This window comes from Halomonas campaniensis (assembly GCF_014193375.1).
Classification (GTDB): Bacteria; Pseudomonadota; Gammaproteobacteria; order Pseudomonadales; family Halomonadaceae; genus Halomonas; species Halomonas campaniensis.
On record NZ_JACHZF010000015.1, the window covers coordinates 47,483 to 63,155 of the forward strand.

13 protein-coding genes are annotated in these 15,673 nt (G+C 71.7%); 10 read left to right on the top strand and 3 right to left on the bottom strand.

Translation table 11 applies throughout. The annotated features are described in order from the left end of the window. Nucleotides 1–30: 30 nt before the first annotated feature. The 3 genes from BDK63_RS11410 (at nt 31) to BDK63_RS11420 (ending at nt 5,472) form a co-directional block, all read left to right on the top strand. Nucleotides 31–2,478, top strand: coding sequence for a DUF6519 domain-containing protein (locus tag BDK63_RS11410; RefSeq protein WP_183332021.1), 2,448 nt, complete (start codon nt 31–33; stop codon nt 2,476–2,478). 27 nt (nt 2,479–2,505) lie between these two features. Continuing rightward, nucleotides 2,506–4,644 carry a hypothetical protein gene (locus tag BDK63_RS11415; RefSeq protein ID WP_183332023.1) on the top strand — a complete coding sequence of 713 codons (2,139 nt, stop codon included), beginning with the start codon at nt 2,506–2,508 and terminating at the stop codon, nt 4,642–4,644. A gap of 81 nt (nt 4,645–4,725) precedes the next feature. Continuing rightward, nucleotides 4,726–5,472: a sulfite exporter TauE/SafE family protein gene (locus tag BDK63_RS11420; protein WP_183332025.1), complete on the top strand. Its 747-nt coding sequence runs from the start codon at nt 4,726–4,728 to the stop codon at nt 5,470–5,472. A 21-nt stretch (nt 5,473–5,493) separates the two neighbouring features. On the opposite strand, the gene BDK63_RS11425 is transcribed toward BDK63_RS11420, so the two are convergent. After that, nucleotides 5,494–6,711: an E22 family MetX-like putative esterase gene (locus BDK63_RS11425; RefSeq protein WP_183332027.1), complete on the bottom strand. Its 1,218-nt coding sequence runs from the start codon at nt 6,709–6,711 to the stop codon at nt 5,494–5,496. A 118-nt stretch (nt 6,712–6,829) separates the two neighbouring features. On the opposite strand from BDK63_RS11425, the gene BDK63_RS11430 reads away from it, so the two are divergent. The 7 genes from BDK63_RS11430 (at nt 6,830) to BDK63_RS11460 (ending at nt 14,755) form a co-directional block, all read left to right on the top strand. Next, nucleotides 6,830–7,354, top strand: a complete 525-nt coding sequence (locus BDK63_RS11430) for a retropepsin-like aspartic protease family protein (protein WP_183332029.1) — start codon at nt 6,830–6,832, stop codon at nt 7,352–7,354. Nucleotides 7,355–7,362: 8 nt separating this feature from the next. Further along, the gene (locus tag BDK63_RS11435; protein WP_183332031.1) at nt 7,363–8,403 is read left to right on the top strand and encodes a YihY/virulence factor BrkB family protein; all 1,041 of its coding nucleotides are present in this window, start codon (nt 7,363–7,365) and stop codon (nt 8,401–8,403) included. Continuing rightward, a complete protein-coding gene (locus tag BDK63_RS11440) occupies nt 8,400–9,470 on the top strand; it encodes an NAD(P)H-dependent flavin oxidoreductase (RefSeq protein WP_183332033.1) in 1,071 nt (356 codons plus the stop codon). Before BDK63_RS11435 ends, BDK63_RS11440 begins: the two co-directional genes overlap by 4 nt. 144 nt (nt 9,471–9,614) lie before the next feature. Continuing rightward, a complete protein-coding gene (locus BDK63_RS11445; protein ID WP_183332035.1) occupies nt 9,615–11,375 on the top strand; it encodes a VRR-NUC domain-containing protein in 1,761 nt (586 codons plus the stop codon). Continuing rightward, nucleotides 11,372–13,750: an ATP-dependent DNA helicase gene (locus BDK63_RS11450; RefSeq protein ID WP_183332037.1), complete on the top strand. Its 2,379-nt coding sequence runs from the start codon at nt 11,372–11,374 to the stop codon at nt 13,748–13,750. The genes BDK63_RS11445 and BDK63_RS11450 overlap by 4 nt, the downstream gene beginning before the upstream one ends. Nucleotides 13,751–13,777: 27 nt before the next feature. After that, nucleotides 13,778–14,443 carry a cupin domain-containing protein gene (locus tag BDK63_RS11455; protein WP_183332039.1) on the top strand — a complete coding sequence of 222 codons (666 nt, stop codon included), beginning with the start codon at nt 13,778–13,780 and terminating at the stop codon, nt 14,441–14,443. A 132-nt stretch (nt 14,444–14,575) separates the two neighbouring features. Next, the gene (locus tag BDK63_RS11460; protein ID WP_183332041.1) at nt 14,576–14,755 is read left to right on the top strand and encodes a PLDc N-terminal domain-containing protein; all 180 of its coding nucleotides are present in this window, start codon (nt 14,576–14,578) and stop codon (nt 14,753–14,755) included. A 53-nt stretch (nt 14,756–14,808) separates the two neighbouring features. On the opposite strand, the gene BDK63_RS11465 is transcribed toward BDK63_RS11460, so the two are convergent. Together BDK63_RS11465 and BDK63_RS11470 are read right to left on the bottom strand one after the other, a co-directional pair. After that, nucleotides 14,809–15,024 carry a DUF3565 domain-containing protein gene (locus BDK63_RS11465; protein ID WP_183332043.1) on the bottom strand — a complete coding sequence of 72 codons (216 nt, stop codon included), beginning with the start codon at nt 15,022–15,024 and terminating at the stop codon, nt 14,809–14,811. Nucleotides 15,025–15,294: 270 nt separating this feature from the next. After that, nucleotides 15,295–15,597, bottom strand: coding sequence for a hypothetical protein (locus BDK63_RS11470; protein ID WP_183332044.1), 303 nt, complete (start codon nt 15,595–15,597; stop codon nt 15,295–15,297). Nucleotides 15,598–15,673 lie beyond the last annotated feature (76 nt).

The window sequence follows — 15,673 nt, forward strand, 5'->3', positions numbered from 1 at the left end:
AACAGAGCCGACACCAGGCAGGGAGACGACATGAAGACACAGATATCGCGCTATCGCAGGGAGTCGGATCACCGCTATGACGCGGTTCACCAGCAGCAGGGGCGGGTGCTGACCGATGCCGACTGGAACGCGCTGGTGGATGCCCTGCGCCGGACCCTGGTGGAGGGCAGTCGACAGGCACTGGGCAGCGGCATGCCGGCGAATGGCGGCCTGCTGGACATCGACCAGGACGGCCGACCCGCCCTCCGCTGGGGGCGGGTGGTGGTCGATGGTCGGCTGGGGGAGTGGGTGGCGACACCCGGCGCCGATGAGGACACGGATCCCCTGAGCGTGCAGGCCGACCTGCCCGGGCTCGCCCCGCCGGCGGGGGACCACGTGCTGTACGTCGACCTCTGGGAGCGCGAGATCACCGCCCTGGAGGACCCCTCGCTGGCCGACCCGGCGCTGAATGGCGCCGACACCTGCACCCGTACCCGCACCATGGTGCAGCTCAAGTGGGCGCCACTGGATGACGACCCCTTCGAGGAAGCGGCCGGCCTGCCCGCCTGTGGCGATGCGTCGCTGACGCTCCAGGAGCGCGAGGAGGCCACGCTGGTCGACGACCCCTGCGAGCCCCAGCTGGAGGTCTTCCACCCGGGAATCGGCGATGCGCTCTTTCGTCTCGAGGTGCATCACCATCCCGGCCCGGGAGGCGACGGGGAGCTGGTGCTCAAGTGGTCCCGGGAGAACGGCGCCGAGGCCGAGGCGCGCGACGCGCTGTCGCCGGGGTTCGTCAGCCCCGACCGGGTCTACGAGCCCTTCGGCCCCGACAGCGACAGCCATCTCGGCATCCACCGGCACGACAGCGCGGGAATTCCCAGGCGCGGCACGCTGGTCGCCGGCCGGGCGCCCCACGAGGAGGAGGACCCCGAGCTGCGCTGGCTGCGCCGCTGGGATGGCTACTGCCACCTGACGCGCTCGGGCGGTGCCTGGGAATGGCAGGAGGGCTGGCACCGCGGCACGGCGCTGCAGCGTCACGACAGCGAGGAGCAAGCCCGCCAGGCCGGCAGCGCCGAGGTTCACCTGACCGACGACCGCCTGCTGCTGATGCTGGACCGCTACAGCCTCGAGCTGGAGCTTGGCGAGCGACGCTTCATCAGCGGCGACTACTGGCTGGCCACCCTGCGCGAGGCCGCCGAGGAGGCGGCGCGCATCGAGCTGGCCAGCGCGACCCCGCTGGGTATCCGGCATCACTACCTGCGCCTCTACCGCGTGGTGGACGGCGAGCCCCAGCCGCTGGATGACGCCACCCGTCGGCGCTTCCAGTATCTCGACCTGGCCTCGCTGCTGGCCGACCGCATCGGCTACGACGCGGGCCTCGCGCCGGAGCGCTGGAAGGCCCTGCTCGCACCGGGCGAAGGGGAGCCGCCGGAGAACGTCCAGCAGGCACTGGACGCCCTGCTGGTTCATCTCAACAGCGAGGCGGTGACCCACCACTTCGGGAAATGTGACCGCAAGCCCAGTGTCAGGTCCCTGCTGGCCGAGGCGGGGCTCGGACACTGGAGGGAGCGCCGCCAGCCGCTCGGCATACTGCTCAATGATCTCTTCTGCCGCCTGGATGCACGCACGCTGCCCTATCGGGCCAGGACCTCCTCCACGGCGCTGCCCCAGAGCCTCGACGATGTGGTCCTCGACCGCACCCGGGGAGGGAAGATCGAGGGGGACCTGCATGTCACCCAGGCGGTTTCGGTGGATGGGCCCATGAAGGTCGCCGGCGAGATCCGCAGCGACAAGGGGGTCACGGCGCCTCGCGTGCACGGGGAAGCGGTCGTGGCCGAGAAGTCCTTCGTCCATCCTCCGGGTGCGAAGAAGGGGCTCGTGCTGACCGCGAAGGACCAGCGCGGCAACGCGGTCTGGGCCGAGCCCCCGGCCCAGGCCGGGGAGGGCCTCTGGGAGCGCGACGAGGCCGGTTTCCTGGTGCCGAGAGACAAGGTCGAGGGGGTGCGCGCCGTCCCCGAGCTCGCCACCGGCGAGCACCGCGGCGGCTGGGTGACCGGGGTGGCCTGGCAGCCCTGGGAGCCCGATGGCAAGCGATACCCCCTGGATGTCGAGGAGGGGCGCTTCGACCTCTTCGACATCCTCAAGAAACCCCCTGCCTGGCCCCTGCCCGAGCGCATCGTCAAGGAGGCGCGAGAGGTGCTGCTGCACGTCTCGGCGGCGGCGGTGCCGGCGGGGCAGGGGCGCGAGCGTCAGGAGCGTCTCGGCGAGCTGACCCTGACCTTCGTTACGAGCTTTGGACGAGAGGATGCCCCCCCATTCAAGAAGCACCTCTACCTGGCCTTCGGTGCCGGCATCTCCTCGGCCTCGGACAATATCTGGCTGCCGGTGGTCGGCAAGGGGCAGGTGAGCCTGCGGGCCGAACTGGAAGGGGGCGCCCCGGAGGAGTTCATCGAGACCTTCAAGCTGATTGGCCGGGCCTTCGTGACCGGCTATCGCTAGCCGGGAAAGCCGGCAAGGAGCGTGATCATGGGCGATGCGACGGAGTCCTGCACGCCGCAGGAGAGCGAGGGTCGCCGCCGTACGGCCACCTCGTCGGCCCGCTCGGCCCCCGACAGGGGTGTCCACGATACCTTGCATGAGGCGCCCCGCCCGGTGGTGGTCTACACCTCGCCGGAGGCCGTCGCGGCCCTGCAGTTCGATGAGCCCGACAAGGGGCAGGTCATCGGCAGCGACCTGCTGGCACCGCTGGTGGTCCGCGGCTACTGGTTCAACCTCGACGGCGAGTCCGACAGCGGCAACCTCGGCTATCTGGACGTCAACATCCCCGCCGACAATCCGGACTGGAAGGCCTTCGGCGAGGACCTCTCCCTGCCCGTGCTGCGCCTGCCGGGCGATCCTCGCGCCGGGCTGCTGACGGGGCGTCACCTGCAGTCCCTGCTCGATGGCTTTCTGGAGCGCAAGGAGGCGACCCAGGCGCTGCCGATCCTGGTGGAGCTCGACGAGCTCGAGGTCGATGAGGAGGGCGGGCTGAACGTGGAGGGCACCCTGCTGCCCGAGCTCCCCATCCTCGGCGACAGGGGGCTGGCCTTTACCCTGCGCGGCAACGATTTCCGCCTCGAGCAGCCCATCGATACCGGTGACCTGCGCCTGCCGCCGCCCTTCGAGCTGACCGACTCCAGCCTGGTGCTCTTTGCCTCCACCGCCGATGGCTGGGGCGGTGAGGGGAAGATCGAGTTCGCGCTGGCCCCCTATGGGGAAGGGGAGCTCGAGGTCATGGCGAGCAGTCGAGAGCTGGGCTTCGGGGGCCACTTCGATTTTGACAGCCGGCTCTTCGAGACGGCGCGGGTCGCGCTGGCCTACGAGGAGGGCGCGCTGACAGGTACCGGAACGCTGGCACTGGGCGAGGGCAAGCTGCGCGGCGTCCAGGCCGCCAGCCTGGAGCTGACCGTCGACGGCGAGAGCGTCAGCGGCGAGGGCGAGATCACCCCCAGCCTGGCGGCGCTGGAGGCCGGGGAGCTGGCCTTCTCGGTGAGCCGCGACGAGGGCGCCATGCTCTCGGTCGGGGTGACGCTGGGCGATGCCATCCCGCGGGTGGAGGGGGGCGAGCTGACGGGGACCATCGCCCCGCGCGAGGAGGGCGAGGGCTATGCGCTGGCGATCGCCGGGGAGATCAACGCCGACCTGCCCGGTTTCGACGCCGGGCTCACCGCCTCCCTGGACGATGGCCTGTTCGATGTCGAGGGGCGCGGGGCCTACTCCCGTGGCCTGATCGCCGGCGAGCTGACCTTCGGCGCCACCAATCGCGAGGTGGATGAGGAGACCGGGGAGCGCCTCGAGGCGCCCGGGGAGAGGATCACGCTGTTCGGTGCCGGCGAGGCGACCATCGCGCTGACGCCCTGGCTCGAGGGCCGCGCCGGCCTGGCGGTGCTGCCCCAGGGTGAGGTCGAGCTGACGGGCGGCATCGGCATCCCCGACAGCGTCACCCTGTTCGAGGCCGATCCCTGGGAGCGCAACCTGATGACGGTCCGCCTGGACATTCCCATCGTCGGCTTCACCGTGGCGCGCCAGCGTGTCGGCATCTTCGCCACCGTGGGCGGCGGGCTCGACCTGCGCGCCTCGGTGGGGCCCGGCACCCTCGACGAGCTCGATATCGAGGTGACCTACAACCCGGATCGTGAGGACGAGACCCGGGTGGTCGGGGAGGCGCTGCTGGCGGTGCCGGCCAGTGCCGGATTGCGCCTGTTCCTGCGCGGCGGCCTCGGGGCGGGCATTCCGGTGGTCAGCGCCACGCTGGGACTGGAGGCGGGCGGGGAGCTGGGGCTCGAGGCCCGCGCCGAGGCCGGCGTGGCACTCGACTGGCAGCCCGGTCAGGGGCTCGAGCTGGAGGCGCGCGTCGCCCTGCAGGGCCAGCCGGTGTTCCGCTTCGACCTGGCGGGGTTTGCCCAGGTCGAGGCCGACCTGCTGGTGCGTACCCTGGACCTCTACGACGAGCGCTGGGAGCTGGCCGCCGCCGAGGCCGGCGGCGGCATGCGCTTCGGTGTCGGCTTCCCGATCCGTTATGTGCAGGGCGAGCCCTTCTCGATGGACTGGGGGGATATCGAATTCCAGGTGCCCCGGGTCCAGCCCGTGGCCCTGGTCAGGGACCTGCTGGATCGCGTCGTCTAGGGAGCGCCGGGGTTGGCCGAACGTTGCGAGGGCCGTCAATCTCGGGTCAACTAGGTCGTTTCCCCCGGGAGCCCCGACAGGATGCCGACTACCCTGGAGCCGTTGCTGATTGCCGCCACCTTCCTGGTGGCCGGTGGCGTCAAGGGCGTCATCGGCATGGGCATGCCCACGGTGTCGCTGGCGCTGCTGACCGCCACCCTGGGGCTGCAGCCGGCCATGGCGCTGCTGCTGGCGCCCACCCTGATCACCAATGTCTGGCAGGCGCTGGTGGGAGGCTACCTGGGGCGGATCCTCAGGCAGCTCTGGCCCTTCCTGCTGGCATCGGTGGTGACGGTGTGGCTGGGCGTGGGCATCCTCGCCCGGGTCGAGGTGCGCTGGCTCTCGGGGCTGCTGGGAGCGCTGATCGTCTTCTATGCGCTCGCCGGGCTCTGCCACCTGGGCCTGGCCAGGCTGGTCGGCCGCGGGCGTCATGCCGCGCCGATCAACGGGGCCCTGACCGGCCTGCTGACCGGCATGACCGGCTCCTCGGTCTTTCCGGGCGTGGCCTACCTGCAGTCCCTCGGCCTTCCCAGGGAGATGCTGATCCAGGCCATGGGCGTGCTATTCGTGGTTACCACCCTGGCGCTGGGTTCCGCCCTGGGAGGCCAGCGGCTGCTCAGCGTGGAACTGGGCCTGCTCTCCCTGGGGGCCGTGCTGCCGGCCCTGGTGGGCATGCGACTGGGTCAGTGGCTGCGCGGACGGCTTTCGGAGTCGACCTTCCGGCGTGCCTTCCTCAGCGGCCTGCTGGCCATGGGGGGGTACCTGCTGGTGCGGGCCCTGGCGGGCTGAGCCGCCAGGGCATCAGGCCGCTCACTCCGCCAGGAAGGCGCGCAGGCGATCGCCGGCCTGGTCGATGGCCACCACGCCGTCCAGGTGGCCGCGGGTGCCCGCAAGCGGGATCAGCTCCACCGGGGTGCCGTCGGCGCCGATCAGCTCGGCGGTCCGCTTCACGCTCTGGGGAGCGAAGACCAGGTCATCCTCGCTGTAGAGCATCAGCGTCGGCGCCTCGATGGCGGCCAGTCCCGCTTCCAGGCTCTCGCCATGGCCCGCCATGAAGGTCTGGTTGGCGCGCACCAGGTAGAGCAGGTGGTTGGCATCGGCCTGCTCGGCACGGGCCGCGGCGATGTCGTCCAGGGTCTGCTCGATGGCGTAGCGGGCGTCGAGGTCCCGGGCGGGGTCGGCCTGTTCGTCGGCCCAGCTGCGATCGAAGGTCTCGTTGGCCCACTGCCAGTGGTTGGCGTTGAGGGTGACCAGCTTGAGCGCCTCGCGCAGGCCGTCCAGCGGCGGCTCGCCGTCGTAGTAGTCGCCGCCGTTCCAGTTGGCGTCCACGCGGATCGGCGCGGCCCAGGCGGCCAGGGTGGCCAGCAGCCAGGGGTCGGCCTCGCCGGCGCCGATCACCGGGATCAGCCGTTCGACCCGATCGGGGTAGGTGCTGGCCCACTCGTAGGCCTGCAGCGCCCCCATGGAGGCGCCCATCACGGCGTGCAGCCGCTCGATGCCCTGGCTCTCCAGCAGCGCCTTCTGGACATCGACGAAGTCGCCGATGGTCACCACCGGGAAGTCCAGCCCCCAGGGCTCGCCGGTCTCGGGATGGAGCGAGGCCGGCCCGGTGGTGGTCACGTTGGGGGCATGGGCGTTGAGGTTGACCAGGGTGTCCGAGGCGATGATGTAGTACTCGTCGGTATCCAGCGGCTTGCCGGGCCCGATGATGCTGTCCCAGTAGCCGGCGGGGCCTTCCTCCTCGTAGCGGCCGGCGGCGTGGCTGGTGCCGGAGAAGAAGTGGGTGATCAGGATGGCGTTGTTGCGGGCCTCGTTGAGGGTGCCGTAGGCCTCCCAGCCCACTGCGAGGTCCGCGATGGTCTCGCCGCCACGGGTGGTGTACGCGTCCATTTCGAAGACCTGCTTCTCCACCAGGCCGTCCCAGGCCTGGGCGCCGCCGGCCATCAGCAGCGCGGCCCCCAGGCAGAGGCCGGCGGCAAGGGAATGATGGGGGCGCTCGGGGGTCGAAAGCTGAGTGCTGTCCTGCATGGGGCGTTATCCTTGTGATTGAGCCTGTGTCCGGCTGGACGGCATTCAGTACAGACAGGGGGGTGTCGGGTGTCAACGCATGAGTGTCGAAGACCACCAACGGCGCGGGAGGCGTGCCATGAGCGATGACAACAGGGCGGTCCGTCGCACCGGCCTCGGCATGATGCTGCTGTTCTGGATGCTGTTCATCGGCGCCGGGACCTGGTGGTTCCACGGCTACCTGGAGGAGCAGCGCAACCCCAATGCCCACCTGGTCAATGCCGTGGAGGGCGAGAGCTCGGTGGTGCTGGAGCGCAACCGGGCCGGGCACTTCCTGGCCACCGGGCGCATCAACGGCGAGCCGGTTGAGTTCCTCCTCGATACCGGAGCCACCTACGTGGCCGTCTCCGCGGAACTGGCCGACCGGCTGGGGCTGGAGTCGACCGGCAGCGCCTGGTTCAACACCGCCAACGGCCGGGTTCGAGGCGACCTCACCACCCTCGACGAGGTGAGCCTCGGCGGCTTCGCGGCGCGGGAGGTGCGCGGTTCCATCAGCCCCGGCATGGAGGGCGACGTGGCGCTGCTCGGCATGAGCTTCCTCAACCGCTTCGATATCGAGATCCGCGACGCCCGCATGGTCCTCCACCCCGCCCGAGCGAACTGAGGCACCCCATGGCTCCACCGCGCCGCGGACGCCACGCCGCGCAGCCCCGCCAGATCCCCGGCCGCGGCTGGCTCGACATCCTCTGGCGCGTCAAGGTGCAGCTGGCCGACGACCGCGTCGGGCTGCTGTCCGCCGGCATCGCCTTCTATGCCCTGCTCTCGGTGTTTCCCGCCATCGCGGCGGTCATCTCCCTCTGGGCCCTGGTGCTCGACCCCCAGGACATGGCCCGCCAGATCGCCGAGCTGGCCCGCCATGTGCCGGCCGAGGCGGCGGGGCTGATCGAGGAGCAGGCCCGCGAGATCGGCGACAACACCCCCACCGGTCTCAGCCTCACCGCCCTGGGCAGCCTGGCGATCGCCCTGTTCGCGGCCTCCAAGGGGGTGCGCGGGCTGATCATCGCCCTCAACCTGGTCTACGGCGAGGACGAGCGGCGCGGTCCGCTGGGCCGCCTGTTGGTGGTGTCCGCCCTGACCCTGGGGCTGATCGCCCTGACCCTGGTGACCATCGTCGTCGTGGCCCTCTTCCCCCTGGCCAGCGGCCAGCTCGGCCTGACGGGTGCGCCGGCCATGCTGGTCGGCCTGGTGCGCTGGTCGGCGCTGCTGCTGGTGATGATGGCGGTGATCGCGGTGCTCTACCGCTTCGCCCCCTACCGCAGCTCGCCGCGCTGGGAGTGGGTCAGCGTCGGTACCGTCACCGCCACCCTGCTGTGGCTCCTGGGCTCCGCCGGCCTCTCGCTCTACGTGGGGCGCATGGCCACCCTGAGCCAGCTCTACGGGTCGCTGGGGGCCGTGGTGGTGCTGATGCTGTGGTTCTGGCTATCGGCCTTCGTCGTCTTGCTGGGGGCCGAGATCAACGGTGAAATGGAGCGACAGACCCGCCGCGACACCACCGTCGGCGAGCCTCGTCCCCTCGGCGAGCGCGGCGCCTTCGTGGCCGATACCCTGGGCCCCCGCCGGCCCTGGCGCCGCGACGGGGAGCCCGATGACCCACCCGAGGTTCCACACGACGTTCCACAAGACGTTCCACAAGATCCGGGAGAGCCCCGATGAGCCTGACCCACACCCTCGGCATCACGCTGCCGGTCCTCCAGGCCCCCATGGCCGGCGCCCAGGGCAGCGAGCTGGCCATTGCCGTGGCCAGGGCCGGCGGGCTGGGCGCGCTGCCCTGCGCCATGCTGTCGCCGTCGGCCATGGCCGAGGAACTCATCGCCATCCGCGCCGCTACCGCCGCCCCCGTCAACGTCAACTTCTTCTGCCATGCACCGCCTGCACCGGACCCCGACGCCCAGGCGCGCTGGCATGAGGCGCTGGCCCCCTACTATGCCGAGTTCGACCTCGACATCGGTGCCGTGCCCGAGGGCCCCGGGCGGCGCCCCTTCGATCACGAGGCCTGCGATGCCCTCGCGCCCTTCCGTCCCGAGGTGGTGAGCTTCCACTTCGGGCTGCCCGAGGCCGCGCTGCTCGAGCGGGTCAAGGCGTGGGGCGCCAGGGTGCTCGCCTCGGCCACCACGGTGCAGGAGGCCGAGTGGCTCGCGGCCCACGGCGCCGATGCCATCATCGTCCAGGGGCTGGAGGCGGGCGGCCACCGCGGCATGTTCCTGACCGATGAGCCCACCACCCAGGTGGGCACCCTCGCGCTGCTGCCCCAGGTGCGCGAGGCCGTCGACCTGCCGCTGATTGCCGCCGGCGGCATCGCTGATGCCAGCGGCGTGGCGGCGGCGCTGGCGCTGGGCGCCGAGGCGGTGCAGGTGGGCACGGCTTTCCTCTGCTGCCCCGAGTCGCGTGTCTCGGCGATCCACCGCCGGGCGCTGATGAGCGAGGCGGCCCGCCACACGGCGCTGACCAACCTCTACAGCGGCCGCCCGGCCCGGGGCATCGTCACCCGGCTGATGCGCGAACTGGGGCCGATGAGCGACGTCGCTCCGGCCTTCCCTCTGGCCACCGCCGCCATCGCCCCGCTGCGCGCCGCCGCCGAGGCCCAGGGCAGCGGCGACTTCTCCCCGCTGTGGGCGGGGCAGAACGCCAGCCGCTGCCGCGAGGTGTCCGCCGCCGAGGTGGTCCAGGAGCTCGCCAAGGGTGTGCATGAAGCCGCATCAGTGGCGGTCAATCCGCATTAGGGAGGGTCGCCGTGGCGACTTCTCACGCGCTCAATGGGGCGGGGCAGAACGCCAGCCGCTGCCGCGAGGTGCCCGCGGCCGAGGTGGTGGCCGCGCTGGCGGAGGGGCTGTGAGCCGGGCAGTGGCGGCTGATATCATGGATAGATGACCAGTAGCTCTCCTGCCGCCTCCCTCGCGGACCCCTTCTACTACCTGGTGAACTTCCAGTACGTGCTGGGCTGGGTCGCCGAGCGTCACGGCGACCTGCTCGGCGACGAGGAGCAGGTGTTCCTTTCCGCCTTCGCCGCGCTGCCCCGGGCCTCCCGGGCGTTGCTGGTGCGCATGGTGATGCGCCGCGGCGAGCACTTTCGCACCTCGAAGCTCGTCTATCCCGAGATCGACGCCGAGATCAGAGCCGGCAGCGAGAACAGCGCCGAGACCGGCGACGGCGGAGCGGCCCTGGCGCCGCTGGTGGCCGCGGGCATGGTCGAGGGCGATCCCGCCCTCACCCTGGCGACCCTCTTCACCCAGCTGCGACTGCCGGAGCTGCGCCTGGCCCTGGCCGGGGAGATTCGCGCCGCCGGGCTGCCGGCCTCGCTGGGCAAGGCCGCCCTGCTCGATGCCCTGGCGCCTCGGGGCCTCGAGGCGCGTCCGCTGGCCGCGTGGTGGCCGGCGGCTCCGGATCGGGTGGTGCACCTGACGGTGATGGCCGCCTGCGACCGCCTTCGGTTGATGTTCTTCGGCAACCTGCGCCAGGACTGGTCCGACTTCGTGCTCGCCGAACTCGGGGTGCAGCGCTTCGAGCGGGTGGCCTTCAGCGCCGATTCCCGGGCCTTCCAGCGCCGCGAGGAGGTGGACGCCTACCTGGCCCTGCACCGGCTGCGCGAACGGCTCGACGCCGATGAGCCGGTGGCAACGCTGGCCGATGCCCTGCCCCCGGTGCCGTCGGACAACGCCTGGCTTTCGGCGCGGCGCCGGCGCCTGGAGCTGGCCCTGGGCCGACAGGCCGAGCGGGCCGGGGAGGGCGAGCTGGCGCTTGGGCTCTACCACCAGGCGGGCTGGCCGGTGGACGCCGGCAGCGCAGAGGCGCGTATCCGCTACCTGCGCCTGCTGGAGCGCCGGGGAGAGCACGCCGAGGCCCATGCCCTGTCGGAAGCCCTGGTCGAGGCCCTGGCTGGCGGGGCGCCGGGGGAGGCGGAGGCCCAGGCCCTCTCGCGGCTGCTTCCCCGCCTGCGGCGACGGCTGGGGCTGGCGGCGCAGCCTCGGGAGGCGGCGCCCGCCCCCGAGCGCCTCGAGCTCTGCCTGCCGGCCTCCCTGTCGCTTTCCCTCGGCGTCGAGCGGGCGGTGGGCGAGCACCTGCACCGTGACGATGCTCCGGTAGCCTACGTGGAGAACACCCTGCTCATCGGGCTCTTCGGCCTGCTCTGCTGGGAGGCGCTCTTCGCGCCCCTGCCCGGCGCCTTCTTCCACCCCTTCCACAGCGGCCCGGCGGACCTCTACCGGGAGGACTTCGTGGCGCGCCGCCGCGAGCGCTTCGATGACTGCCTGGCGCGCCTCGACGACGGCCGCCATGAGCGGGCGATCCTTTCGACATGGCGGGAGAAGCAGGGGCTCGCCAACCCCTTCGTGCACTGGGGGGCGCTCGACGAGGCGCTGCTTTCGCTTGCGCTTTCGTGCCTGCCCGCCGAGCGCCTGCGCGCCTGCTTCGAGCGGCTGCTGGTCGACCTGAAGGCCAACCGTGCCGGCCTGCCGGACCTGATCCAGTTCTTCCCGCAGGCGGCAGAGGGAGAGCCGCGCTACCGGCTGATCGAGGTGAAGGGCCCCGGCGACCGCCTGCAGGACAACCAGCGTCGCTGGCTCGCCTTCTTCCATGAGCAGGGCATCCCCGCCGCGGTCTGCCACGTGCGCTGGGTGCAGCCCGCATGAGCGAGGTGCGACGCCATCGGGTGGCGGTGCGTACCCTGTGCGACTTCACCGCCCGGCAGGGGGACCTGGACCACCGCTTCACCCCCGCGCCCAGCGCCGAGGAGGGCATCGCCGGCCATGCCGAGGTGGCCCGCCGCCGCGGCGAGGGCTACGAGCGCGAGGTGGCGCTCTCCGGCGTAGTCGAGGGGCTCACCGTCAGCGGTCGCGCCGACGGCTATGACCCGGCCGCCCACTGCCTGGAGGAGGTGAAGACCCACCGCGGCGATCTCTCGCGCATGGCCGACAACCAGCGTGCCCTGCACTGGGCCCAGGCCAGGGCCTACGGCGCGCTGCTCTGCGCCGAGCGGGGCCTGGCCGAGATCACCCTGGCGCTGGTCTATCTGGAGGTGGCCAGCGGCCGGGAGACCCGCCTTGAGCAGCGCTTTGATGCCGCCGAACTCGCCGCCTTCCTCGCCTCGCTGTGCCGGCGCTATCGCGCCTGGGCCGAACAGGAAGCGGAGCATCGCGAGCGACGGGATGCCGCCCTGCAGGGGCTCGCCTTCCCCCATGTGGCGTTCCGCCCCGGTCAGCGTGAGCTGGCCGAGGGGGCCTACAAGGCCGCGGCCACCGGCCGCTGCCTGCTGGCCCAGGCCCCCACCGGCATCGGCAAGACCCTGGGCACTCTCTTTCCCCAGCTGGCGGCGATGCCCCGCCACGGCCTCGACCGGGTGATGTTCCTCACCATGAAGACCCCGGGGCGGGCCCTGGCGCTGGATGCGCTGGGCCAGCTGGGGGCGGGGCCTGGGGCGGAAACGGCGGCGAGACAAGGCGACGGTCTCCCGGGGGAGTCGATCGAGAGACTGCCGCTGCGGGTGCTGGAGCTGACCGCCCGGGAGAAGGCCTGCGAGTACCCCGGCCGGGCCTGCCACGGCGAGGCCTGCCCGCTGGCGGCGGGCTTCTACGACCGCCTGCCGGCGGCGCGCCAGGCGGCCGTGGCGCGCGGCTGGCTGGACCGCCAGGCGCTGCGTGAGGTGGCCCGCGAGCACGGCGTCTGCCCCTACTACCTGGGCCAGGAGCTGGCGCGCTGGTGCGACCTGGTGGTCGGCGACGTCAACCACTGGTTCGACGCCAACGCGCTGCTCCACGGCCTGGCGGTGGCCAATCGCTGGCGGGTGGGCCTGCTGGTGGACGAGGCCCACAACCTGGTGGAGCGGGCCCGAGGCATGTACAGCGCCGAGCTCGACCAGCGCCGGCTCGCCCGGCTGCGCCGCAGCGCGCCGCCGGCGCTCTCCCGGCCGCTGGCGCGCCTGGCCCGCCAGTGGCACGGCGTGGTGAAAGAGGCGGGGCTCGCCGAGGCCGGCGAGACGGGGCGGCCGGCCTACCGGGTGCTCGATGCCCTGCCGTCGGCCATGGTGGGCGCCCTGCAGGGGGCGGCCAGCTCCATCACCGACTACCTGGGCGAGCACCCCGAGGGGGCCAGCCCCGAGCTTCAGGAGCTGCTCTTCGAGGCGCTGGCCTTCACCCGCCTGGCGGAGGCCTTCGGCGACCACTCGCTGTGCGACCTGGCCCGCCACGGCCGCGGCCGGGCCGTGCTGGGCCTGCGTAACCTGGTGCCGGCGGACTTCCTCGCCCCGCGCTTCGCGGCGGCCCACGCCGCGGTGCTCTTCTCGGCCACCCTGGCCCCACCCGGCTATCACCGGGACCTGCTGGGGCTGCCGGCGGAAACGGTCTGGCAGTCGGTGGCCTCGCCCTTCGCCGCCGGGCAGCTCGAGGTGCGCCTGCGGACCGATATCTCCACCCGGCTGCGGGATCGGGAGGCCTCGCTGTCGCCCATCGTCGCCGAGCTGGCCGGTCAGTACCGCCGCCGTCCCGGCAACTACCTGGCCTTCTTCAGCAGCTTCGCCTACCTGGAGCAGGCGCGGGCGGCCTTCGCCGAAGCGCACCCGGCGATTCCCACCTGGACCCAGGTGCGAGGGATGGGGGAGCCCGAGCGCGATGCCTTCCTGGCCCGCTTCACACCGCAGGGGCAGGGCATCGGCTTTGCGGTGCTGGGCGGCGCCTTCGCCGAGGGGGTCGACCTGCCGGGGCAGCGGCTGATCGGCGCCTTCATCGCCACCCTGGGGCTGCCGCCCTTCGACGACTTCAACGAGGCCTTGAAGGCGCGGCTCCAGGCGCGCTTCGGCCGCGGCGACGACTACGCCTACCGGGTGCCGGGGCTGATCAAGGTGGTGCAGGCCGCCGGCCGGGTGATCCGCGGCCCCGGGGATCGTGGCACCGTGGTGCTGATGGATGACCGCTTCGCCCGGCGCGAGGTGCGCGCCCGGCTGCCGGAGTGGTGGCAGCTGCCGGGAACGCCGGGCGGCGCCGGCGGTCCGACCCACACGACACGGCCCTGACGCGGGCCCTAAACAGGAGAGAGTGCCATGCGACTCAATGCCGACTTCGACCAGCGGGTGGTGGTCACCCCCGAGGACTACCGCTGGGTCGATTCGCCCATGGCGGGGGTCGAGCGGATGATGCTCGACCGCATCGGCGAGGAGGTGGCCCGGGCCACCTCCCTGGTGCGCTATGCCCCCGACAGCACCTTCCCGTCCCATGCGCATGGCGGCGGCGAGGAGATCCTGGTGCTGGAGGGGGAGTTCGCCGACGAGCACGGCCGCTACCCGGCGGGCAGCTACCTGCGCAACCCCATCGGCACCGCCCATGCTCCTCGGGTGGGGGAGCAGGGCGCGACGATCTTCGTCAAGCTGCACCAGTTCTCGCCCGAGGACACCGAGCAGAAGGTGATCGATACCCGCTCGGCTGAATGGCGCCCGGGGCTGGTGGAGGGGCTCGAGGTGCTGCCCCTGCATGATTTCGAGGGCGAGCACGTGGCCCTGGTGCGCTGGGCGCCCAATACCCGCTTCCAGCCCCACGCCCACTGGGGCGGCGAGGAGATCCTGGTGCTGGAGGGCGTCTTCCACGACGAGCACGGGGCCTATCCCGCCGGCAGCTGGCTGCGCAGCCCCCATCGCAGCCAGCACACACCCTTCACCGGCGAGGAGGGGGCGCTGATCTACGTGAAGGTGGGCCACCTGCTGCCCGACTGACGGGGCTGGTTACCGCCGCTGACAAATCGCTACCGGTCGCGATTGTCCGTTTCGCCGTCGCTGTGCTACCTCTATAGGCGGCAAGTCGATAAACGGCATCGCGCCGTCGGGTACTGGACAAGGAGAGGTCGAATGGGAATCGAGGTAGGAGGCCTGCTGGGCCTGATCTGGCTGATCATCGTGATCTGGGCCATCGTCAAGGTGGCCAAGAGCTCGGCCGGTGGCCTGGCCAAGCTGCTGTGGATCCTGGTGCTGCTGTTCTTCCCGCTGCTGGGGCTGATCATCTGGTTCCTGCTGGGGCCCAAGGGATAGCGCCAGGCTGCCCGGGTCAGGCATGCATCGGGCCGCCTTCGGGCGGCCCGATGCTATTCGGGGTCGGGAAGGTCGCGGGGCTCGCCCCGGTCGCACTTGACGCAGCCGAGCAGCAGGCCGAGCCGTGAACGCCGCCCGGCCGCGCTGAGTACCCAGGGGCGCTCGGTCCAGGGCGGCTGGTGGCGCAGGTGCTGACAGTGGCCGCAGGCCAGCTCGGCCACCCAGTGGCCCTCCTCGTCGAGGTGGTAGCCGATGATGGGCTGCTGCAATGGGGCGCCTATTTCCGGCTCGGTGGCGCCTTGTAGTGCCCCGGCACTCTCACGCGCTCACCGTTGGGCAGCCGGCGGACATGGGTCGGCACGTAGACCCGGGTGATGATGCTCTTCTCCATGGATGGCGCTCCCTCCTCGATGAAGGCTCCGCCGTCGATCGACGGGGAGCCTTCAGTCTGTGCCGACCCGCCTGACCCTGGCAATACTCCCTCCGGGATAGGCGAGCCCGCCCCCTCCTGCCCGGGAGCGGGGGGAGGCGCCTGAGCCTCAGTGGTAGTGGCTCGCCAGGCGCGAGAAGCGCACCGGTGGGCTGTACTTCTCGCCAACGGGCGCGCACTCGGGGGCGGGGCGAACCCGCCAGCCACGCGAACTGGCCCACTCCTTGAGCTCCCGGTAGTTGAGCAGCGGATGGTCCCTCGTGTAGGGGTTGGGTGCCGGAGAGGGGAAGGCGAAGGCCACATGGAGATAGTGGGCCAGTGCGTCTTCGCTGTCGTGGGCGCTCAGCGCCCGGTCCAGGGCGGACTGCCACGCCCGGGAGTCACCACGTGCCACGGCTCGGGTTGCCTGCATCGGATTGTCCTCCGTTGTTTTACCTGTTGCCGGCCATGAAAAACGCCCCGCCCGGCAGGGCCGGACAGGGCGTCAT